The sequence below is a fragment of the Tropicimonas aquimaris genome (assembly GCF_042676185.1).
GTDB lineage: Bacteria > Pseudomonadota > Alphaproteobacteria > Rhodobacterales > Rhodobacteraceae > Tropicimonas > Tropicimonas aquimaris.
In genome coordinates this window covers 236,955-258,289 of record NZ_JBHTJT010000038.1, presented here as the reverse complement: position 1 = coordinate 258,289, position 21,335 = coordinate 236,955, and the positions used below count along the sequence as shown (strand labels likewise).

General features: G+C 68.4%; 16 protein-coding genes. 14 read left to right on the top strand and 2 right to left on the bottom strand.

Annotated elements, in window-relative coordinates; translation table 11 throughout:
• Window positions 1–8: 8 nt before the first annotated feature.
• Complete coding sequence (locus tag ACFQ2S_RS17605) at window positions 9–1,610, bottom strand: ABC transporter substrate-binding protein (RefSeq protein WP_386076462.1); 1,602 nt, start codon at window positions 1,608–1,610, stop codon at window positions 9–11.
• A 345-nt stretch (window positions 1,611–1,955) separates the two neighbouring features.
• On the opposite strand from ACFQ2S_RS17605, the gene ACFQ2S_RS17600 reads away from it, so the two are divergent.
• From ACFQ2S_RS17600 to ACFQ2S_RS17555, 10 genes are all read left to right on the top strand, one after another.
• Window positions 1,956–2,606 carry an aspartate/glutamate racemase family protein gene (locus ACFQ2S_RS17600; RefSeq protein WP_386076461.1) on the top strand — a complete coding sequence of 217 codons (651 nt, stop codon included), beginning with the start codon at window positions 1,956–1,958 and terminating at the stop codon, window positions 2,604–2,606.
• A complete protein-coding gene (locus ACFQ2S_RS17595) occupies window positions 2,590–3,312 on the top strand; it encodes a hydratase (protein ID WP_386076459.1) in 723 nt (240 codons plus the stop codon). Before ACFQ2S_RS17600 ends, ACFQ2S_RS17595 begins: the two co-directional genes overlap by 17 nt.
• Window positions 3,313–3,451: 139 nt before the next feature.
• Window positions 3,452–3,679, top strand: coding sequence for a HypC/HybG/HupF family hydrogenase formation chaperone (locus tag ACFQ2S_RS17590; RefSeq protein ID WP_386076458.1), 228 nt, complete (start codon window positions 3,452–3,454; stop codon window positions 3,677–3,679).
• Window positions 3,672–4,055, top strand: a complete 384-nt coding sequence (locus ACFQ2S_RS17585) for a hydrogenase maturation nickel metallochaperone HypA/HybF (protein WP_386076457.1) — start codon at window positions 3,672–3,674, stop codon at window positions 4,053–4,055. Before ACFQ2S_RS17590 ends, ACFQ2S_RS17585 begins: the two co-directional genes overlap by 8 nt.
• The gene (gene hypB, locus ACFQ2S_RS17580) at window positions 4,048–4,788 is read left to right on the top strand and encodes a hydrogenase nickel incorporation protein HypB (protein ID WP_386076455.1); all 741 of its coding nucleotides are present in this window, start codon (window positions 4,048–4,050) and stop codon (window positions 4,786–4,788) included. The genes ACFQ2S_RS17585 and hypB overlap by 8 nt, the downstream gene beginning before the upstream one ends.
• 2 nt (window positions 4,789–4,790) lie before the next feature.
• Window positions 4,791–5,900, top strand: a complete 1,110-nt coding sequence (gene hypD, locus ACFQ2S_RS17575; RefSeq protein ID WP_386076454.1) for a hydrogenase formation protein HypD — start codon at window positions 4,791–4,793, stop codon at window positions 5,898–5,900.
• Window positions 5,897–8,209: a carbamoyltransferase HypF gene (hypF, locus tag ACFQ2S_RS17570; protein ID WP_386076452.1), complete on the top strand. Its 2,313-nt coding sequence runs from the start codon at window positions 5,897–5,899 to the stop codon at window positions 8,207–8,209. The genes hypD and hypF overlap by 4 nt, the downstream gene beginning before the upstream one ends.
• Window positions 8,206–9,222 carry a hydrogenase expression/formation protein HypE gene (hypE, locus tag ACFQ2S_RS17565; RefSeq protein ID WP_386076450.1) on the top strand — a complete coding sequence of 339 codons (1,017 nt, stop codon included), beginning with the start codon at window positions 8,206–8,208 and terminating at the stop codon, window positions 9,220–9,222. Before hypF ends, hypE begins: the two co-directional genes overlap by 4 nt.
• Window positions 9,223–9,384: 162 nt before the next feature.
• Window positions 9,385–13,416, top strand: coding sequence for an AMP-binding protein (locus tag ACFQ2S_RS17560; RefSeq protein ID WP_386076449.1), 4,032 nt, complete (start codon window positions 9,385–9,387; stop codon window positions 13,414–13,416).
• Between the two features lie 168 nt (window positions 13,417–13,584).
• Window positions 13,585–13,860, top strand: coding sequence for a hypothetical protein (locus ACFQ2S_RS17555; protein ID WP_386076448.1), 276 nt, complete (start codon window positions 13,585–13,587; stop codon window positions 13,858–13,860).
• Window positions 13,861–14,037: 177 nt separating this feature from the next.
• Here the strand turns inward: ACFQ2S_RS17555 and ACFQ2S_RS17550 are convergent, their stop codons facing one another.
• A complete protein-coding gene (locus ACFQ2S_RS17550; RefSeq protein ID WP_386076446.1) occupies window positions 14,038–14,697 on the bottom strand; it encodes a L,D-transpeptidase in 660 nt (219 codons plus the stop codon).
• 379 nt (window positions 14,698–15,076) lie between these two features.
• Between ACFQ2S_RS17550 and ACFQ2S_RS17545 the strand changes: the two genes are divergently transcribed.
• The 4 genes from ACFQ2S_RS17545 (at window position 15,077) to ACFQ2S_RS17530 (ending at window position 21,232) form a co-directional block, all read left to right on the top strand.
• Window positions 15,077–17,578 carry a heavy metal translocating P-type ATPase gene (locus ACFQ2S_RS17545; RefSeq protein WP_386076445.1) on the top strand — a complete coding sequence of 834 codons (2,502 nt, stop codon included), beginning with the start codon at window positions 15,077–15,079 and terminating at the stop codon, window positions 17,576–17,578.
• 9 nt (window positions 17,579–17,587) lie between these two features.
• Window positions 17,588–18,001: a Cu(I)-responsive transcriptional regulator gene (cueR, locus tag ACFQ2S_RS17540; RefSeq protein ID WP_386076443.1), complete on the top strand. Its 414-nt coding sequence runs from the start codon at window positions 17,588–17,590 to the stop codon at window positions 17,999–18,001.
• Entirely contained in the window at window positions 17,998–18,645 is a 648-nt protein-coding gene (locus ACFQ2S_RS17535) for a DUF3047 domain-containing protein (protein ID WP_386076441.1), read from the top strand. Before cueR ends, ACFQ2S_RS17535 begins: the two co-directional genes overlap by 4 nt.
• A gap of 277 nt (window positions 18,646–18,922) precedes the next feature.
• Window positions 18,923–21,232 (top strand): hypothetical protein, encoded by a 2,310-nt coding sequence (locus ACFQ2S_RS17530; RefSeq protein WP_386076439.1) that lies wholly within the window; start codon window positions 18,923–18,925, stop codon window positions 21,230–21,232.
• Window positions 21,233–21,335: the final 103 nt, after the last annotated feature.

Here is a 21,335-nt window from a genome sequence, read left to right as displayed (position 1 = left end):
CCGAAGCCTCACTCCATAGTGATGGAGGAGAAGTTCTGGTACCAGTTCTGGGCCTGCACGAAGCCCTGCACCTTCGGGCTCATGGCGCGCGGCGCCACGTCGTGGGTGACCATCAGGAACAGCGCCTCATCGACATACTTCTCATGCGTCTGTTTGAGCACGGCGTCCTGCTCGACCGGATCGAAGGTGGTGCGGATCTTGGCGAACAGCTCCTCCATCTCCGGGTCGCAGTAGTGGCCCCAGTTGGTTCCGTTGGGCGCGATCAGGTCGCAGGAAAGGTGCCGGATCAGGCCGGTGAACGGGTCCTGGATGAAGTAGGTGAAGTTGATCGACATCGCCCCTTCGACCGACGGATCGGCCGCGCCGGCGCGCCAGAGGTTGATCATCTGGTTCCATTCGACGACCACGAACTCGACGTCGATCCAGATTTCAGCAAGGCTCTGCTGGACGAACTCGTTCATCGGCAGCGGCAGCATCTGGCCCGAGCCCGAGGGCGAGATCAGTGCTTTGACGGCAAGGTGGTTCTCGGGGCCGTAGCCGGCCTCTTCCATCAGCGCCTTGGCCGCGTCCAGATCATAAGAGATGTCGAACTCAGGCTCACCGAACCACTGCGAGCTGGGCGGCAGGAAGCCCTTGGCCGGCACCATCAGCCCGCCGAGCAGCGGCATCATGCCTTCGCGGTCGATCGCGAGGTTTGCGGCCTTGCGCACGCGGATGTCGTTCCAGGGTGAGCCTTCGAGGCGCGACAGGTGCCAGGTCCAGTTGTGCGGGTAGGCGTTCGACGAGACGACGAAACCGTTGCCTTCCATCGCGGGAATGGTGTCGGGGGCAGGGGCCTCGATCCAGTCCACCTGGCCGGACATCAGCGCGGCGGCGCGTGCGTTGGGTTCGGGCAGCGGGATCAGCACCATCTTGTCGAGCTTGGGGATGCGGGTGTCGTCCCAGTAATCGGCGTTCGGAACCATTTCGGCGCGCTCGCGCGGCACGAAGGTTTCGAGTTTCCAGGGGCCGGTCCCCGACGGGGTGGCGGCGACTTTCTCCCAGTCCTTGTCCAAGGCTTCCCAGTTCGCCTTGGAGGACATCAGGATCCAGGCGAGCTGGTAGGGCAGCGTCGCGTCCGGGGTCTTGGTCGTGATCTCGAGCGTGTAGTCGTCGATTGCCGTATAGGTGTCGACGGCGGGGATGCGCGACTTGCCCTGGGCGGACTGGCGCGGGTCGTATTGCTCGGAGGCATCGTCGAGGATCTTGTCGAAGTTCCAGACGACGGTCTCTGCGGTGAAGGGGCTGCCGTCGTGGAAGGTCACGCCCTCACGGAGCTTGAAGGTCCACTTGGTCTGATCTTCGGGGTCGACGGACCATTCCGTCGCGAGGCCGGGGATCAGGACCGACGGCTTGTCGGCGCTGGTCAGGTCCCATTCGATGAGCGAGTCATAGACCGTGTAGCCCATGAAGCGCATGCCTTCGCCACCCTGGTCGGTCTGGCCGGTGGTCAGCGGGATGTCGGCGGCGGTCATGCCGACGCGCAGCGTTCCCTGCGCCACGGCGCCCTGGGAGATCGCCATCCCCGCCATCACGGCCAGCGCCGCAAAACTGTGCTTCAGTGTCTTCAACGTCATTCTCCTTGTTGACCAGGATCGTTTGTCCCATCCCTTGTTCGGGAAGCTGCTTTGGAGTTTGGCGCGTGTGGAGGTGCAATCCTGCGCACCCGGCGATGACCGCAAAGAATGTGGAAATCCGCACAGTTTTTGACCGTCTGTCCAGAAACTGCCCTTTTGCAGGGCCGTCTCAAGACAACCATGGCGGGTGTTGCCCGCTGGCAAGGGGCAGATCGCGGAGGCAGCGGCCGGAATCGGCGGCTTCGCGGGGAGGAATTGAGGTAAGCTGTTGCCTCTCCGGGAAAATTGGCACACAGCGTGCTCCTGACGAAACAACGGACACTGCCGAATGATCGCGCCATGGCCATCACGCTGATGAACCCGAACTCGAACCGGGCGACGACCGAGGCGATGTGCGCGATTGCGGCCCGCGCGCTCCCCGAGCCTCCGGTCGGATGGACGGCGCCGCATGGCCCGTCGATGATCACCTCGCAAGCGGCGCTCGATGCGGCGGCCGCGCGGGTCGGCGCGGCGGTCCTGACGCCGGAACCCACCGGGATCATCGTCTCGGCCTTCGGAGACCCGGGGGCGGAGGAAATCGCACGCCGCTATCCCTGTCCCGTGGTCGGGATCGGCGCCGCGGCGGCCCGCGCGGCGGCCCGGTCGGGCACGCCCTTCGCCGTGGCCACCACGACGCCGGAGCTTCAGCCCGCCATCGACCGTCTCATGCAGCGCAACGCGGCGTCGGGTCTCTATGCCGGCTGCTTTCTCTCGCGAGGCGATGCGCTGGCGCTCATGGCCGACCCGGAGGCGCTCGATGCGGCGCTGCTGGAGGCGGTCGGCCTGGCCGTGGTGTCCGGTGCGCGGCGGGTCATCATCGGCGGCGGCCCGCTTGGGCAGGCCGCGGAGCGGCTGCGCGAACGCGCGCCCGTGCCATTGGAAAACCCCGTGCTCTGCGCGGCGCGGGAAATTGCTGCAACGTTGGAGAAACAGCATGAACGACGTGGTTAAACTTATCGAAGACCTGGTCGCCGCCCACCGGACCGGCGAACGCATCTCGCCCACCGTCGCCGGCCTGTCCCGCGAAGAGATCCTGCGCGTGCAGAGCGGCGTCGCCGGCGCGCTCGGCGCGGTCGCGGGTTTCAAGGTCGCGCCGGTGCCGGGGAGCGAGCCGATCCTGGCGCCGATCCCGGCCTGCTACGTCGTGGAGAACGGCGGGCAGAAGCCCGTGACCGAGCGCTTCGGCGTCGAGCTTGAAGTCGGCTTCGAACTGATGCGCCCGCTGCCCGAGGGCGGCGCACCGGAGCAGCTGGAGGATTACTTCCGCCCCTGCGCCATGTTCGAACTGGTCGACACCCGCCTTGCCGGCGAAGCGGCGGAGGATGCCGCCTACAAGTTCGCCGACCTGCAGATCAACGCGGGCTACGTGCAGGGCGATGTGCTCGAAGGCTGGGACGGGTCTGATTTCGGCGTGGTCACGGCGCGGCTCAAGGCCGGCGAAGAGATGCCGCTGGACGGCGAGACGAGCGTTTCCGGTGGTTCGGCCCTCAGCAACCTGCGGTTGTTCTTGGACAAGGTCGGCGATCATTGCGGCGGCCTGGAAGTCGGCCAGATTGTCATCACCGGATCGATCTGCGGCCTGCTCTTCTTCCCCAAAGGCACCGAACTCGCGGGCGAGATCGATGGCGTCGGCAAGGTCGCCGTCAGCTTCGTCTGAAATAATGCTTCGGCCGGGCGCGCGATTGCGAGCGCCCGGCTGACACCGGCGACCCAAGCGAGACAATTGGTCCGCATGGATTGGTGGGGGTTCTGCGTTACATATAAGGAGTGTGCGGGCGAGAGGGGGGAGACGCCTCATGTGCCTTGCCGTTCCGATGCGGATCACGGCGATCGACGGCTACACCGCGACCTGCGAGGCCGGCGGCGTCCTGCGGGATGCGAACCTTTTCATGATGGAGGACGACGATCTCGCCGTGGGCGACATCGTCCTGATCCACGTCGGATACGCACTCAAGAAGGTCTCCGAGGAGGAGGCGCGGCTGAGTTGGGAAACCTTCGGCACGCTCCTTCATCCCGATGCATGAGTTCGCGATCTGCCGGGCTCTGGTCGGGCAACTCGAAGCCGTCGCCCGCGACAATGGCGCGGCCCGTGTCACTGGCCTCACCGTCAAGATCGGACCGCTGTCGGGCGTGGTGCCGGAACTTCTGGCCAGCGCCTTTCCCGTCGCCGCGGCCGGAAGCCTTGCCGAGGGCGCGCGGCTGAGCATCGACACGGCGCCATTGCGCGTCTGGTGTCCGGGCTGCAAGCTGGAGAGCGAGGCGGAGATCAACCGCCTGGTCTGCGTCCGCTGCGGCACCTGGCGGACGGAACTGCGGTCGGGGGATGAACTGCTGTTGAAGTCTGTTGTGGTGGAGGATGACCCTCCGGCACGGGAACCGTGGGAGGGGGCTCATGTGTGACACTTGCGGCTGCGCTGGACCCCAACATCTCGACCCGTCGACGCAGGGTAGGCAGATCACCGAGGGACTCGGCGGGCTGCTTCAGGCCAATGACCGGCAGGCCGCGCGGAACCGCGCGCATCTCGACAGGCACGGCGTCTTCGCGGTGAACCTCATGTCCGCTCCCGGCGCGGGCAAGACGGCGTTGCTGGAGGCAACGGCGGGGTTGCTGGGCGGCGATCTCCGGATCGGCGTGATCGTGGGGGATCTGGAGACGGAGAACGACGCCGACCGTTTGCGCGCCTGCGGCCTGCCGGCGGTTCAGATCTGCACCGGCACCGCCTGCCATCTGGATGCCCGCATGGTGCACGAGGCGCTGCACGGCCTGGAGCTCGACCGGCTGGACCTGCTCTTCATCGAGAACGTCGGCAACCTTGTCTGCCCTGCCAGCTTCGATCTCGGGCAGCATTGCAACGTGGCGCTGCTGTCGACGCCGGAGGGCGACGACAAGCCTGCGAAATACCCGGTGTTGTTCCGCGCGGCCGACCTCGTGCTGCTGACCAAGCGCGACCTCGCCCCCTACATGCCGGAATTCGACGCCGGCCGGGCCGAGGCGCATGTGCGCCAATTGGGCAATGCCCGGCCCGTCCTCGAGGTCTCGGCGCGCTCCGGCGAGGGCATGGAGTTCTGGGCAGACTGGCTCCGGCAGGGCGTGGCGGAGCGCCGTGCGCTGACCATCGGGCCGGAGGGCTGAGAATGCGGCGCAGCGCGGCAGACTGGCTGGACCGCATCCGGGCGCTGAACCTGCCCGGGAAGGTCCGGATCATGAATGTTTGCGGCGGCCACGAGCGGTCGATCACCCGCGCCGGTCTGCGCCATGCGCTGCCACCGGAGATCGAGCTGATTCCGGGGCCCGGCTGCCCGGTGTGCGTCTGCCCGGAGGAGGATGTCTACCTCGCGATCCAGCTTGCGATGGGGGAGGACCTGACGCTGGCCACCTTCGGGGACATGCTCCGAGTGCCGGTCAACGTCCGGAAATCCGAGGTCCGTTCGTTGGAGCAGGCCAGGGCTGCTGGCGCCAACGTGGTGCCCGTCGCCAGCCCGCAGGAGGCCGTGGCACTCGCCCGGGCATCGCCCGAACGGCGCGTGGTGTTCTTCGCCGCCGGGTTCGAGACGACGACCGCGCCGGTCGCGGCGATGATGGCGCAGGGCGTGCCGGAGAACCTTTTCCTGCTTCTTTCGGGCCGGCGCACCTTTCCCGCTGTCGAGATGCTGCTGAGGTCCGGTGAGGTCGGGTTCGACGCGCTGATCGCACCCGGCCATGTCTGCACCGTGATGGGCCCGGAAGAATGGGAGGCCGTGGCGACCGGACACAACGTGCCGGCGGCCATCGCGGGGTTCGACAGCGAGAGCCTGCTGGCGGCGATCCATTCGGTGCTGCGTCAGGTCCTGGAAGGACGTCCGCGGCTCGAGAATTGCTATCCCGCCCTGGTGGAGCCGGGCGGCAATCCTGTGGCGCGCCGGCTGCTGTCGGAGGTCATGGAGGTCACGGACGCTCCCTGGCGCGGCATAGGCACGATCGCGGCCTCGGGCTATGCGCTGCGCCCCGCCTTCGCGGCCCACGACGCCCGCAAGGTGCTGCCCGACCATGCCGACGCGAGCCGCCGCCGGATCGGCGAGATGCCTGCGGGCTGCGATTGCGCGGCGGTCGTGCTGGGGCGGATCTATCCCGACGAGTGCCGCATCTTCGGCGCGCCTTGCACCCCACGCACCCCGGTCGGCCCCTGTATGGTTTCGGACGAGGGCGCCTGTCGGATCTGGTGGTCGGGCGGCCGTCGCAGCCGCTCCGGACAGGCCGCGGAATGAAGCAGGACCGGGCCGCGCCGAACCTGACGTCTCCCGAGGGCGCGCGGACGGCGCGGAAGATCCTGCTCACCGGCCACGTGCAGGGCGTCGGGTTCCGGCCGCATGTCTATCGCGTGGCGCTCCAGCTCGGGCTGGCCGGATGGGTTCGGAACCGGATGGGCGAAGTGATGATCCATGTGGAAGGGCCGGAGGGGGCTGTGGAGGCGTTCCTGCGCAAGGTGGTGTCTGATGCCCCGCCACTCTCGGCGCCGCAGGTCGCTGAGGTGACGGAGACCTCTCCGCAGGCGCTCGCGGGATTCACGATACTCGACAGCGATCCGGGCGCGGAGGCGGCGATCTTCGTTCCGGCGGACACCTGCGTCTGCGACGACTGCCTGCGCGAGATGCGCGACCCGCAGGACCGGCGCTTTCGCTATCCCTTCATCAACTGCACCCAGTGCGGGCCGCGCTACACGCTGATCGCCGCGATGCCATATGATCGGGCGAATACCACCATGTCGGGCTTCTCGCTCTGCGCCGCCTGTCGGGCGGAATACAACGAACCGGCGGACCGCCGGTTCCATGCCGAGCCGATCGCCTGCCCGGAGTGCGGACCTTCGCTGCGCTTCGCCAGGCGGGAGCGGGAGGATGTCACGGGGGCCGAGGCCGCGCTTGCAGCAACCGTCGCGGGGCTTGCCGAGGGAGAGATCGTCGCCGTACGCGGCATCGGCGGCTATCACCTGATGTGCGATGCGGCGAACGAGGCGGCTGTTACGCGGCTGCGGCGGCGCAAGGGGCGCCCGGACAAACCGTTTGCGGTGATGGTGCCGCTGGAGGGGGCGGGCGGTCTGGACGGGGTGCGCGCATTGGCTGACCTGTCGGACAAGGCCGCACATTCACTGCTGACGCCACAGCGGCCCATCGTTCTCGTGCCTCGGCGGCCCGATGCGGCGCTGGCACCCTCGGTGGCGCCGGATTGCGGTGAGCTCGGTCTCTTTCTGCCCTACAGCCCGTTGCACGTGCTGCTGCTCGAGGCACTCGGCCGACCGCTGGTCGCGACCTCGGCCAACCTGAGCGGCGAGCCGGTGCTGATCGCGCCCGAGGAAGTCGAGGACCGGCTCGCCAACGTCGCAGACGCCATGCTGCACCACGACAGGCCGATTGCACGCCCCGCCGACGATCCGGTCTGTCGCGAGATCGCCGGGCGGGTGGTGCCGCTCCGGCTCGGGCGCGGGACGGCGCCACTTGAGCTGGCCCTGCCGAAGGCCCTGCCGGAGACCGTGCTTGCCCTCGGCGCGCAGATGAAGGCCACCGTCGCGCTTGGCTTTGGCCGCCGTGCCGTGGTGTCGCCGCATATCGGCGAGATGGAGGCCGTGCGCAGCCTTGCCGTGCTGCAGGAGGTCTCGGAGAGCCTTCAGGCGCTCTATGGCCAGCGGGCTGCGGTGCTGCTCTGCGATGCGCACCCGGGCTACACCAGCCACCGATGGGCACGGGGACAGGACCTGCCGGTGGTGCCGATCCTGCATCACCATGCCCACGCATCGGCGCTCGCGGCCGAGCACGCTGACGCGATAGGCGACTGGCTCACCTTTGCCTGGGATGGTGTCGGGCTCGGTGCGGACGGAACGCTCTGGGGCGGGGAGGTGCTCTGGGGAGCGCCGGGGCGCTGGCGGCGGGTGGCGCGGTTTCGCCCGTTCCGGCTTGCCGGCGGCGACCGTGCCGGGCGCGAACTCTGGCGCAGCGCGGCGGCGCTCTGCTGGGCCACCGGCCGGGACCTGCCGCATGCGCCAGACGGGGCCGACCTCGCGCGGCAGGCCTGGGATCGGGACCTCAACACCTTCGAGACCACGGCCGCAGGCCGCCTGTTCGACGCCGCCGCCTGTCTGGTGACCGGCATGACCCATTGCAGTTTCGAGGCGCAGGGGCCGATGCGGCTGGAAACGCTCGCCTCTGGCGAGGCTGGTCAGGCCGTCCGTTTGCCGGTCTCCTCCGGAGCGGACGGGCCGCTGGAGGTCGACTGGAGCCCTCTGCTCGACGTCCTCACTGACAAGCGCCGTTCGGAGGCCCGCCGCGCGGCGGATTTCCATGCCACGATGGCGCAGGTCGTTCCCGACCTAATCCGGACGCTGGCGGAGACGCTTCCCTTTGCGCAGATCGGTCTGACTGGCGGGGTGTTTCAGAACGCCCGCCTCGTGCGGGGGATCGAAGAACGACTGGCAGATATGGCGCGCCTGCTTCGGCTGCATCGGCGTGTGCCATCCAACGACGCGGGTATCTCGCTCGGTCAGCTGGTGGAACATGCGGCGCAAGCAAGCGGAGACCGGGGATGAGCCTGTCCGATAGCCATATCTCGCTCGCCCACGGCAACGGCGGCCGCTTCATGCGCGAGTTGATCGACGAGGTCTTCGCCCGGCATCTTGCCAACGATGTGCTCGACACCACGGTCGACGCCGCGCGCCTCGCGCTGCCCGGTGACAGGATCCTCTTCACGACCGACGGCTTCACGGTGCAGCCGCTGGAATTTCCCGGTGGCTCCATCGGCTCGCTCGCCGTCCATGGCACGACCAACGATCTCGCCGTGTCCGGGGGCGATCCGCTGTTCCTGAGCCTGAACGCCTTCATTGAGGAAGGCTACGAGGCCGCTCTGTTGGAGCGCATCGTCGTCGATCTCGCCCGTTCGGCGGCGGAGCTGGGGGTTCGGGTTGCGGCTGGCGATACCAAGGTGCTTCCACGGGGGCAGGGGGGCGGGCTCTACCTCGCCACCACGGGGATCGGGGTGATGCGGCATCCCGGAGCGCTGGGCCTGAACGAAATCCGCGAGGGCGACGCGCTTCTGGTGAGCGGACCGGTCGGCGATCACGCGGTGGCCGTCCTGCTGGCGCGGGAACAGTTCGGCCTGCGCGGCGAGATCCGCTCGGATGCCGGGAGCGTGCTGCCGCTGACCCGGGCGTTGCGCGGCGTGCCGGGGCTGCGCTTCATGCGCGACCCGACGCGCGGCGGCCTTGTCTCGGTGGCGCATGAGATCGCGCGCGCGACCGGGCTGGAGGTCATCCTCGACGAGCCCGCTGTCCCGGTGCGGCCAGCGGTCCGGGCAGTCTGCGACATTCTCGGATACGACCCCTATTATCTCGCCTGCGAGGGCCGGGTGGTCGCCGTGATGGCGCCGGAGGCGGCGGATCACGCCCTGGCCGCATGGAAAGCCGCGCCCGGCGGCGCAGACGCCGCCGTGATCGGGCGCCTGCAGGCGCCGCAAAACGGCGGGGCGGTTGCACTGAGGACCGAGTTGGGCGGGCTGCGCTTGCTCGAGGAGCTCGAGGACGACCCGCTGCCGCGCATCTGTTAGCCCGCGCCCGTCCGTCACTGACCGGGATGCAATCGCGCAACGCTGGCCTGGAACCATCGGGTGCCCGTGACAGAGGTTTTTCGCGTCGCGCTTTCTGACTTAAGGTCAACCTGTAACGATGTCCGGTTGGTGTGGGACGGCGTCGAGCGAGGACCGGTCGCAGTGCTGGAGACGCTTGGAACAGGACAGAGCGCGCAAGAGATGCGCGAAGTCGCCGGTGACAACCAGGCGCGCTACGTGCTGTCCGAACTCGCCGGTGTCGGTTCCTACATGATCGCCATGGGGCACCGGGTCGCCGGCCCGCTGGACGAGGCCGTGTTCCGCGCGGCCGCGCAGGCGCTTGTGCAGCGTCACGCGGCACTGCGGACCCGGTTCGAGCTGTCGGGCGGGGTGGTGCACGCGGTGGTCTCCCCGGACGCGCCGTTCCGCTACCACGCCTGCCGGATGGAAGATCAGAGCTTTGCCGGTTTCCGCGACTGGGCGCTACCGCTGGTTTTCGATGACGTCGATCCGAGGCAGCCCGGCGCGCTGGTCCGGGTCCTGGTGGCCGACCTGGGCGATGCCTGGCGCTTCACCATCGCGGCCCACCATGCGATCACCGACGGCTTTTCCCGCGGGGTGATGACCCGGGAGCTGCTCAAGCTCTACGCGGGCGAGGACCTGCCGCCTGTGGGCTCCTATTACGATTACACCCATGTCGAAACCGCGGAGCCGGACGCCGCCCGCGCCGTCGATGCGCTGGTCGAAGCGCTGCCCGCGCCGGTTCGGCTGATCGGGGATGGTGTGGAGAGCGGCACGGAGGTCTCGGCGGGCCATGTCTTGGAGCGCGACTTCGACGACCTTTCCGCCCCCCTGCGCCGGACGGCCAAGGCGCTCGGGGCCACGCGTTTCGGATTTCTCTCCGCCGTCTACGCGCTTGGGTTGTATGGGTTTTCCGGCGAAACAGCCGTTTCCAGCTTCTTCCAGGCCGAGGGGCGCAAGTCGCTGGGCGCGCCGAACTCGGTCGTCGGGCCGTTTTCGCACACGCTGCCGCTCGACCTGCAGGTGGATCTGGACCGCGACTTCGCCGCCTTTGCGCGCGCGCTGAGCGACAGAACCCGCGCCGCGGTGGCGTTGGAGAATGCACCGGTTCTCGATGCGGTGCTGGCGGCGGGAAAGGCGCCGGACGTTTCGATCAACATGTTCCCGCCCGCGCCCCGGATCGTCGCCGGCGCGCTGGAGATCGGGCCGCGGGAGTTTCTCGACCGGCGCACCGAGTTCGACCTGAATCTCGTCTGGTCAGAGGACCGGCGGGTGCTGACCGCGCGGGCGTTCCATGACCGGGCGCAGCTTTCCGAGGGGCGCACGCGGCAATTCCTCGATCTTCAGGCCCGTCTGCTTTCCGCAGCCCTTCGCGAACCGGAACGGACCTGCCGCAGCATCCTCGCGGAGGCACGGAGCGGACACGAGAGCATCCTGCCGCGCGAAACACTCGCGCCGGAACCGGCCCGCCGGATCCATGCGGATTTCTTCGATCATGCGGTGCGGGCACCGGACGCGCTGGCCATCCTCACGAGCCGCGAACGGATCAGCTATCGCGCGTTGGCGGACCGGGCGCGCGCCGTGTCGGCCGGGCTGGAGGCCGCAGGGGCCGGGCCGCAGGATCGGGTCGCGATCCTCGCCAGCCGCGACCCGGCCCTGGTGGCGGCGATGCTCGGCGTCTCCGCCCACGGTGCCTCCTTCGCGGTGGTCGACGCGAGCTATCCCGAGGCGCGTATCCGGCACATGCTCGACCGGCTCGGGGCTCGGTTCGTGATCGAGGCGGGCGCGCGTCTGCCGGAAGGGCTCGCTGGCCTGACAGGCGTGGAGCCGCGCGGTGGCGGAACGGTCCGAGGCGGGGCGCCGCGCGCCGCGGCTTGCCATCTCTTCACCTCGGGTACGACGGGTGCGCCCAAGCTGATCACACATCCCGACGCCACGCTACAACGCTTTCTCACCTGGCAGGCCGGAATGCTGGCCTTGCCGGAGCCACCGGTGACGATGATGCTGGCGGGCATCGCGCACGACCCGACGCTTCGCGACGTGTTCCTGCCGCTGTCGAACGGTGGCGCCGTGGCGATCCCGACGCCGTGCGAGATGGCCGACCCGTCTGCGCTGCGTGCGTTGCTTGGGCGGGCCGGGTGCAGCGTTCTGCGCCTCGGGCCTGCCTCGGCGCGTCTGCTCACGACGGGCTTGGACGGGTCCGGAGGTTTCGAGACTCTCCGGGCGGTCTTCTGGGGCGGCGAGCGATTGCCGCGGCGCGTGGTGGCGCAGTGGCAGGAGCAGTTCCCCCACGTCCGGCAGTTCAACATCTTCGGCACGACCGAGACACCGCAGGCCTTCCTGTTCCACGAGATCCAGCCCGGCGAAGCCCGGCAGCGCGACATCCCGATCGGCCGGGCGCTGTCCTTTGCCGGAGCGCGGCTGTTGGCCGGAGACGGCACGCCGGTGTCCGCCGGCGAGGTCGGGGAACTGGTGGCGGAACTGGCGGATCCGGTTGGCGGGGCACGCGACCCGTTTGCCGATCACCCGGGTGCGCCCGCGCGACGTCATTTCACCGGCGATCTCGCCTTTCAGACACCGGAGGGCGAGATCTGCTTTGCCGGTCGGCGGGATGGCCAGGTCAAGATCAACGGGTTCCGGGTCGAACTGGGCGAGATCGAGGCCGCGGCCGAGGCGCTGGCCGGCGTCCAGCAGGCGAGCGCGGTGCTGCGGGAAGACAGGTTGCGGCTGTTCCTGCTGAGCGAGCAGGGAGGCATCACGGAGCCCGCCGTCAGGTCGGCGCTCGCCCGTGTTCTGCCCGCCTACATGCTCCCGGCAACGATCCTGATCCTCCCGAGGTTCCCCGCGACGCCGAACGGCAAGGTCGACAAGGATGCCCTTGTCGACATGGCCCAGGACGCGGAGGCGACCATTGGCGGGGCGGGCGAGGCGCCGCGCGGTGCGCTGGAGCAGCAGATCGCCGCGCTCTTCGCACGCCATTCCGGCCGCGGGCAGGTGCACCGCGATCAGGCGCTTGCCGATCTGGGCGCCGACAGCCTCGCGACCATCGAGGCGCGGCTGGAACTCGACGGGATTGGCCTGAAGCTGCCGCAGGACTGGGCCTCGCGGAGCGTTGCGGAACTGGCGGCAGGGGGGCGACAAGCCATTCCGGCCAAGGCAACGCCCATGCGCCTCTTGCGCATGACGGGCATCGACAGCTTCATCCTCGTGCGCAGCCTCGCCATCGTGACGGTCGTGGCCTTTCACACCGGGCTGAAGCTCTCGCTCGGCGCCTCCATCGTGCTCTTCGTCTTTGCTGGTTTCTCCTTTGGCCGTCTGCAACTGCCCGCGGTGCTGCGGGCGGACCACGCCGGGCGCGTCTGGGCGCTGCTCCTGCGGCTCATCGTGCCGCTGGTGCCGTTCTCGCTGCTCTACTTCGCAAAGAATGCCTTTGTCGAACGTGAGGCGCATCCGTCGATGCTGTTGCCCTATCGGAACATGGCCGAGTTTCTGGACGTGGCCGTGCTGGGTCGCGCGCCGCCCGTGATCCAGATGGAATGGCTATGGTTCCTCCATGCCTACCTGCAAATGTTCCTCGTGGTCGCCTTGCTGCTAACTTTGCCGGCCGTGCGCAGGGCCCTGTCGCAGGACATCTGGCGCGGGTTGGTGGCGTTCTTCTTGATGGCCGAGGCGGTGAACCTTGCCGTGTTCCTCGGCGTCGCGCTGCGCATGGGCGCTGTTGCAGAGGCGGCGGAGCTGGTCGAGCGGCTGCCGACCACGATCCTTCCGTTCCTGGCGATCGGCGCGATGGTGGCGACGGCCGCGACGCGGAAGCGTCAGGCGGTCAGCCTCGGCATCGCCCTGGCGCATGCGCTGCTCTGTCTTGTCCTGCTCGAGAGCCACACCGAGCCAGTCTGGCTGTTCGCGCTCGCGCTCTGCCTCGCGTTTCCCAGCGTCGCGATGCCACGGTTGCTCGCGAGCGTGGTGGTGCTGCTCGCGGCGCATTCGCTGATGATCTACCTCACGCACCCGGCCGCGAATTTTCTGTTCGGCGCGGTCGCGGGCGAGGGGGCTTATCCTTTCGCCAACATCCTGTTCCAGCTCGGCTTCGGGGTGGCCTTCGGCATGGTGTTCCGCCCGATCCTTCGAGCGATCGGTGTCAACCGTGTCGCCGAAGCGCGGATCACGTTGTGACTGCATCCCGTGCACATCTGGAGGGGCCGGAGAGGAAACCTGTGCCCCTGCCGCACTAGCCGCGTGCGCATTTCCCCTTTCCGGGCGCAGGGGCCTTGCCCGCGCTTGACAGATCGACAACCTAGGCGAACCGAAGCCCGCATAACTTGACAGCGCAGGAATTTGAGAATGACGACAGCGAAACCCTGGCTCGCGGCCCTTGCGGCGCTTTCCCTCACGGCCTGCACCACGACGACCTCCGGCATCGGGGTCGACGGCGAGCCGAACTTCATCGAGGAACTGCCCGAAGCCGTGGTCGCCATGGCCGCACCGCACCAGGATCTGAGCTCCGTGGTGATCATGCCGGAGGACGATTGCTACTGGTATCGCTGGGTAGGACCGGTGGAGACGACCTACCTGCCGCTCCGCACGGTCGAGGGGCGGATGATCTGCGCTCGGGCCTGAGGGCGCCGGCAATCAGACACGGGATTGAGCAACGGCGCGGCGAGATACCCTCGCGGCGCCGTTTCCTATTGCGGGAACATGTTGGCTCCGCGAGGCATCCTGCCTCTGGAGAGAACCCATGAAAAAGGGGCGGTCGCTGCCGCCCCTTCGAATCCGTGCCGGTGCGATCCGTCAGCGCTAGGCGCTGATCGATTCCTCGCCCGGGTAGAGCACCACGGTCGAGCCCACGTCGACGAAGTCGTAGAGCTGGTTGATATGCGCCATGACCATCCGGACGCAGCCGGACGAGGCCCGGGTGCCGATCGAGCGCGGGAACGGCGTGCCGTGGATGCGCAGGTAGGTGTCGCGCGAGCCGACATAGAGATAGAGAGCGCGCGAACCGAGGGCATTGCTCGGGCCGGGCGGCTGGCCGCCGGCATACTGGGCGTAGATCTCGGGTTCGCGCTTGATCATGTTGGCCGTCGGCGTCCAGGTGGGCCACTTGGCCTTACGCCGGATCGTGTAGGTGCCGGGCTCATACAGACCTCCGCGGCCGATGGCGACGCCGTAGCGCATCGCCGAGCCATCGGGCTGGATGTGGTAGAGGTAGCGCGCGACCGCATCGACGTGGATGTCGCCGGGGGTCAGGCTGCGGTTCGTCTCGACCCGCCGCGGCAGGAAGCGGGAGTGCAGACCCCAGGGGTTGGTCACGGCGGGGTCGAAACCGGGCGGGGTGACCTGCGCGTCCCAGGAAGCCCAGTCCCCCGGGGCGGCCTCGGCGGCGCCTGGCAGCGAAGCCGCAATCGGCGCCGAAAACAGCGCAGCGGATGTAACAATGAAGTGGCGTCTAGTCAGCATCCGAGGGATTTCCTTTCAGAGGCGCGTCTTGAATTCACGAAGAGGAATGCTGCCTGCCTTTGTCCGTTCTGACAACCGCAAGCGACGGCATTTCCGCTCAAAGCTCTGTGTGGTGTCGCCGGGGCGACATGCCCTGGCCGGTTTTCCGTGCAACTTGAGCCGCTTCGCGCGGGGAGAATGCCCGGCAGTGCGGCGAATCTCTCCTTGTACCGGGATACCGCCTGCCTGCGAATCAGGAACCTCCCGCACGGTGTTCCCCCCTGCGGCGTTGCGCCTTCCCCGAAAACCGCTCCCTGGGTTGACCTTCCAGTTGGTGGAACCCTTATGTGCAGGACCTGACCAATGATCCGTGCGCGAGACGGAGTCCGAGGAGACGGAAATGACCGAACTGACTGTTGCCGTGGAGGGGATGTCCTGCGCCTCCTGCGTGGGGCGCGTCGAGCGCGCCCTCGGCGCGGTGCCCGGCGTCGCGGCGGCGAATGTGAACCTCGCCAGCGAGACCGCGCGGGTCGGCTTCGAGGCGCCTGCCACTGCCGAGACCATCCGGCAGGCGCTGGACGCCGCCGGATACCCCGCGCGGGTCGCCGAGGTGACCCTGCGGGTCGAGGAGATGTCCTGCGCCTCCTGTGTCGGGCGCGTGGAACGTGCGCTGGCCAAGGTGCCCGGTGTGCTCGAAGCCTCGGTCAACCTCGCCGGGGAAACGGCGCGGGTGCGGTATCTCGAAGGGCAGGTGAACCCCGAGCTGCTGGCCCGCACGGCCACAGAGGCGGGCTATCCCGCCACGATCCCGCAAGGAGCCAGCGATGCACCGGATGCCGGCGCCCGCAAGGAGGCCGAGGCGGAAGACCTCAAGCGGCTCACGCTGATCGCCGGCGCGCTGGCGCTGCCGGTCTTTCTGCTGGAGATGGGCGGACACGTCCTGCCCGGGTTTCACGCCTTCATCGCCAATACCATCGGCCATCATGCGAGCTGGGTGATCCAGTTCGTGCTCACCAGCCTCGTGCTCTTCGGGCCGGGGCGGCGGTTCTACCTCAAGGGCTATCCGGCGCTGCTGCACGGTGCGCCTGACATGAACAGCCTCGTCGCCATCGGCACCTCGGCTGCGTATGGCTATTCGGTCATCGCCACCTTCCTGCCGTCGCTGCTGCCTGTCGAGACGCGCGCGGTCTATTTCGAAGCGGCCGCGGTGATCGTCGTGCTGATCCTGCTCGGGCGCTGGCTGGAGGCGCGCGCCAAGGGCCGCACCGGACAGGCGATCCGCAAGCTCGTCGGGCTGCAGGCGAAATCCGCGCTAGTCGAGCGCGATGGTGATACCCGGGAGGTGGCGATCGACCAGATCGTGCTGGGAGACGTGATCCGGGTGCGGCCAGGCGAGCGGATCGCGGTGGATGGCGAGGTCATCTCGGGCAGCAGCTATGTGGATGAGAGCATGTTGACCGGCGAGCCGATCCCGGTTGGCAAGGGCGCGGGCGATGCCGTGGTCGGCGGCACGGTCAACGGGACGGGTGCGCTTGCCTTCCTTGCGACCGCCGTTGGTGCCGACACGATGCTGGCCCAGATCATCCGCATGGTCGAGGAGGCGCAGGGCGCCAAGCTGCCGATCCAGGGGCTCGTGGACCGCATCACCATGTGGTTCGTGCCCGCCGTGATGACGCTGGCGGCGCTGACCGTGCTGGTCTGGCTGGTCATCGGCCCGGACCCGGCGCTGACCTATGCGCTTGTGGCCGGCGTCGCCGTCCTGATCATTGCCTGCCCCTGCGCCATGGGGCTCGCCACGCCGACCTCGATCATGGTCGGCACCGGCCGCGCGGCCGAAATGGGCGTTCTGTTCCGCAAGGGAGATGCGCTGCAGCGGCTGCAGGAGGTCGAGGTCGTGGCCTTCGACAAGACCGGCACGATCACCGAGGGGCGCCCCGAGCTGACCGACATTGAGCTTTCCGACGGGCAGAGCCGTGACTCGGTTCTGCGCCTTGTCGGCGCTGTCGAGGCGCAGTCCGAGCACCCGGTGGCGCAGGCCATCCTGCGTGCTGCGGGGAACCGCGCCGCGCTGCCTGCAGTGGCCGATTTCGCCTCGATCACCGGTTTCGGCGTGCGCGGCACGGTCGAGGGACGCGATGTTCTGGTCGGCGCGCGGCGGCTCATGGAGCGCGAAGGCATCGCGATTGAAGATCTCGCCGACCGCGGCAAGGCGCTCGCCGCTGCGGGCCGGACGCCGCTTTTTGCCGCCATCGACGGCAACGTCGCCGCGGTGATCGCCGTGTCCGACCCGGTCAAACCCACGTCGCGGGCGGCCATCGAGGCGCTGCATGGTCTGGGCCTCGAGGTCGCGATGATCACCGGCGATGCTCAGGCGACGGCTGATGCCATCGCGTCGGAGCTCGGGATCGACCATGTCACCGCCGAGGTGTTGCCGGACGGCAAGGTCGCGGCGCTCGACGCGCTGCGCGCGGGCGGCCGGAGGCTCGCCTTCGTCGGTGACGGGATCAACGACGCACCGGCGCTGGCTCATGCCGATATCGGCATCGCCATCGGCACCGGCACCGATGTCGCCATCGAGAGCGCCGACGTGGTGCTGATGACCGGCGACCTGCGCGGCGTGGTCAACGCCTTCGACATCTCGGCCCGCACCATGCGCAATATCCGCCAGAACCTCGGCTGGGCCTTCGGCTACAACACGGCGCTCATCCCGGTCGCTGCGGGCGTGCTCTACCCGGCCTTCGGCATCCTGCTGTCGCCGGTGCTGGCCGCCGGCGCGATGGCGCTCAGCTCGGTGTTCGTGCTGACCAACGCGCTGCGGCTCAGGCTGGTGCAGCCGTTGCTGGATGAAAAGAACGTGGGGCAGGGCGCGGCGCGCCCGTTGGACCCCGCGCCGGCCGAATAGGAGGACGCCATGAACATCGGCGATGTCGCCAGGCTGTCGGGCCTGCCTGCCAAGACCATCCGCTACTACGAGGAGATCGGCCTCGTGTCGCCCATGCGCAGCACCAACGGCTACCGCACGTTCCGGGAGAGCGATTTGCACAAGCTGACCTTCCTCAGCCGCGCCCGCTCGCTCGGCTTCACGATCGACGATTGCCGCGCGCTGCTCGAGCTCTACGTGAACACATCTCGGGCCAGTGCCGACGTGAAAAAGATCGCGAGCGAGCACCTGGTCCGGATCGACGCCAAGATCGAGGAGCTGATCGCGATGAAAAGGACGCTGTCCCATCTCGTCCACGAATGCGCGGGCGACAATCGCCCCGATTGCCCGATCCTCGACGATCTCGCCGCGCCGTCTAAGCCGACCGTTACGGCCTCCCGATGATGCGTGGGGTACTGGCCGCCGCAGCGCTGCTTGCGGTCGTCGCCTCCGCCGCATCGGCCGGCGCGATCCGGTTCGACGACGGCTGGCGCGAACAGAGGTTCCCGCTCAAGCGGCCCAACGAGTGGACGCTTGCGCCAGACCGGCTGTCTCTGACCTCCGATGGCGGCGTCTCGCTGCTGTACCTGCCGCTTGCGCCGGAAGAGGCGGGGGCGCGGCAGGCCAGCTGGGAATGGAGCGTCGGGCAATCGGTGCCGCCGACCGACCTGACGCGCAAGGGCGGCGACGACCGCAACCTTGCGCTCTATTTCCTCTTCCTGCCGGAGGCGGCGGCCGACAGGTTGCGCGGGGCGGGGCTTTCCCGGGTGCTGCGGGACCGCGATGCGCGGGCGCTGGTCTATGTCCACGGTGGCGCCCATCCTCTCGGTGCGCCGCTCGCCAGCCCCTATCTCGGGCCTCGCGGCGTGACGATCCCGCTGCAGGCCGCGCGCCCCGGCGCGGCGGCCCAGACCGTGGACCTCGCGGGAGATTTCCGCCGCGCCTTCGGCGCCGAGCCGGGAATACTCTTCGGTCTGGCGGTCTCGGCCGACAGCGACGACACCGACGGGAGTATCCGCGCGGAACTTCGGCGTCTGACGCTTCGCTGAAACGGTGCGGGAGCCCAGCGACCACCGCGCGTTTCACATTCTGCGCGCCCATTGGGCAGCCGGTCGGCGGGATCGCGCCGACGCATGGATTGACTGGGCGGAAACCTGCATCCGGAACTTCATCGCAAAGCGTGAGCAATCCCCAGGTTGCCTTCGCATTGTTTCGAGCGGCGCGATTGAGTAAACTGCAACAGTGTGACCGACCCCGCCACCATCTTGCTGCAGGTGGCGCGAGCGGGTCGAAGTCTAGTTTGATGCTTGCTTTGGGGAGCAGCGGATGGTTGAGACGAGTGGCGTCAGAGCGCTGCCGTCAGATGTTGGGTATGAGGGCGAAACCCGGTCTGAAGACCAGTTCGCCTCTCCCTTCGATCGGTGGGAACGCTCCTTCCGGGAGCCGGTACGGACGCGCGATACCGCGCGCCCTTCCGATGACGTCACCGATACAGAGGCGACCTCCGGGCGCGCCACCTCCGGCAGGTCTCCGACTTCCAGCCCTGTCGCCTCTACCGATGCAACGACCGGCACAGATGCCGAATTCGGGTTTCGCGAGAAAGAGTTGGCCCGGCGTCGCCGTCAAAGGGAACTCGCCGAAACCGCCAGGATCCTCAACGGCGCGTCCGATGCGCGCAAGAGCAAGGGTGGGGCGGTCGGTGCGACGGTGGCACGGTTCGCAGAGGGCGAGGGCGGATCGCACGGCAGAAAGAAAAAGCCGCGCTCGGCCTCGGACGGGTCGGTTTCGTTTCTCGAGGACTCCTTGCCCGATCCGGAGGATCTGCTCCGCAGCCTTCAGGAAACCGAATGGCGCATTCGCCACTCCGGATACAACGAGTCGGGAGCGCCGGATTTCGCCGACTCGCATGACCCGGGGCCGCTCATCGAGGCCGGGGAACTGCGACTTCAGGCCGCTCCCTTGCCGTTCGAGGTCGAGCGGGCGGAGGTGGTCGAACGGGGTTTTGTGTCTGGGCGGACAGCGAGACTGTCGGCGCTGGTGCTGATTCCGGTGCTGGCGGTCGTCGGCTACCTCGCGTTGCCGGAACGATCCGTTGGGCCTGTTGCCGATGTCAGTTCCTCCGGGGAGATTGCCGGAAGGGTTGAGCCTTCGTCGGACGTGTCGGCGGGCGAAACGATAATCTCGGCCGAAGCGCCCGCGGTCGCAGCCGTGCCGCCGCAACTGCCAGTCATAGACGCGCCGGATGTCCCCGCGCCGATCCTCGGGGCGGAGACCTCCGCTGCCACGACAACCGTCGTGACCGAGGCTGCTTCGACCGGGGAAACCGTCATCGCGGCGCGGCCTGCGGCTGAGGCGTCAGCCTCGGCAGGCGTGAGTGCCGAACCGCAGCCTCGGGTGCCTGCGGCCGTCGAGGCACCGGAGCAGACCACCGGAGCCGAGGTCGCGCGAACGGAAATCGCCGCCGTGGCGGGAGCCGCGTCCGAGCGTCCCGCCCCGCCGACGAGCATCGGCAGCCAGCGTCTGGCCGGAGTGACATCTGCGGCTGTGGCAGAGATGGCTGCGGCGGGTGCGGTTGCCATGCCGGCCGGAGAACGAGTCGCTTCGGTGACTGCCGTCACGCCGGGCGCAATCGGTGCGCCGCGCGACGTTGTCGGCCCACTCTCCGGACAGTCCGTTGCGGCAACGCCATCGGGCGTCGCCTTGGCGTCGGTTGATCCCGGATCCCCCGTCATCGCAGCCAGTGTCGTGTCGCCTGCGACCGGCACACCGCTGCCGCGCGCTCGCGCGGTTGCACTCGGGGGGGGCGACCTGCGCCTGCGACCCGTTTCGGATCCGATGAATTCCGCGACTGCGGCGACCTCTGTCGCAACGGTGCCGAGCGTGTCCGATCTCCGCAGTTCGGCCCGTGCCGTGATCACCCCGACCTCCGATCCGGTCACGTTGGCGGTTGCTGACAAGCCGGTGCTGCGAGCCGCCGACGCGGCGGCGAGCCCTGTCTCGCTGCAAGCGAGCGCCGCTCCGAACGAGCCGCTGGCATCTCCGCAGCCGATTTCCATCGTGGGGGTGGTTCCCGATGGCTTCGTGGTCACTGCGTCGCTCGACGGCGGGGTTCCCGTCCGGCCGATGGCGCGCAAGGCGATCGCCACAGAGCCGTCCGTGCTGGCGGGTAGGCCCGACGTCGATACCCTGGCGGGCCGAGAGACGGTGCTGGCCCCCGGAGCGCAGATCAGCCTCTTTGCGCCGGGCAACCTCAGCCAGTCCGACATCGCTTCCGTGGTGGATCGCCTCGCAGGCTCCGGTTTTGCGCCGTCCGAGCCGTCGCGCGTCGGTTTCTCGATTTCGCAGTCGAACATTCGCTACTACCACGCCGAAGATGCGGCGGTCGCGGCCGCTGTGGCCGAGGCCTCGGGCGCTTTGCTCCGCGACTTCACGGGCAAGGCGAGCGTGCCGCCCGGGACGATCGAACTCTGGCTTGCCGGTGACGGCGGCGGTGCCGTCGCCTCGGGCAAGCCGGCCGCGAAGAAGACTGTCGCGGCGGCGCCGGCGAGGCAGCGAACCGGCCCTTCGGAGGCGGAGCGGACAGCCCGGCTGAGAAGCCAGGTGCTAAGCAAACTCAGGAGTGCTACAAGCCAGTAGGCATGGATCGAGTTGTAAGAGTTGAGAGGGAAATGCGGCATAGGCCGGAAGCCCCTCGTTTTGTGGAAATCGATTGGGACTGACCGTAATACTATGCCAGAGA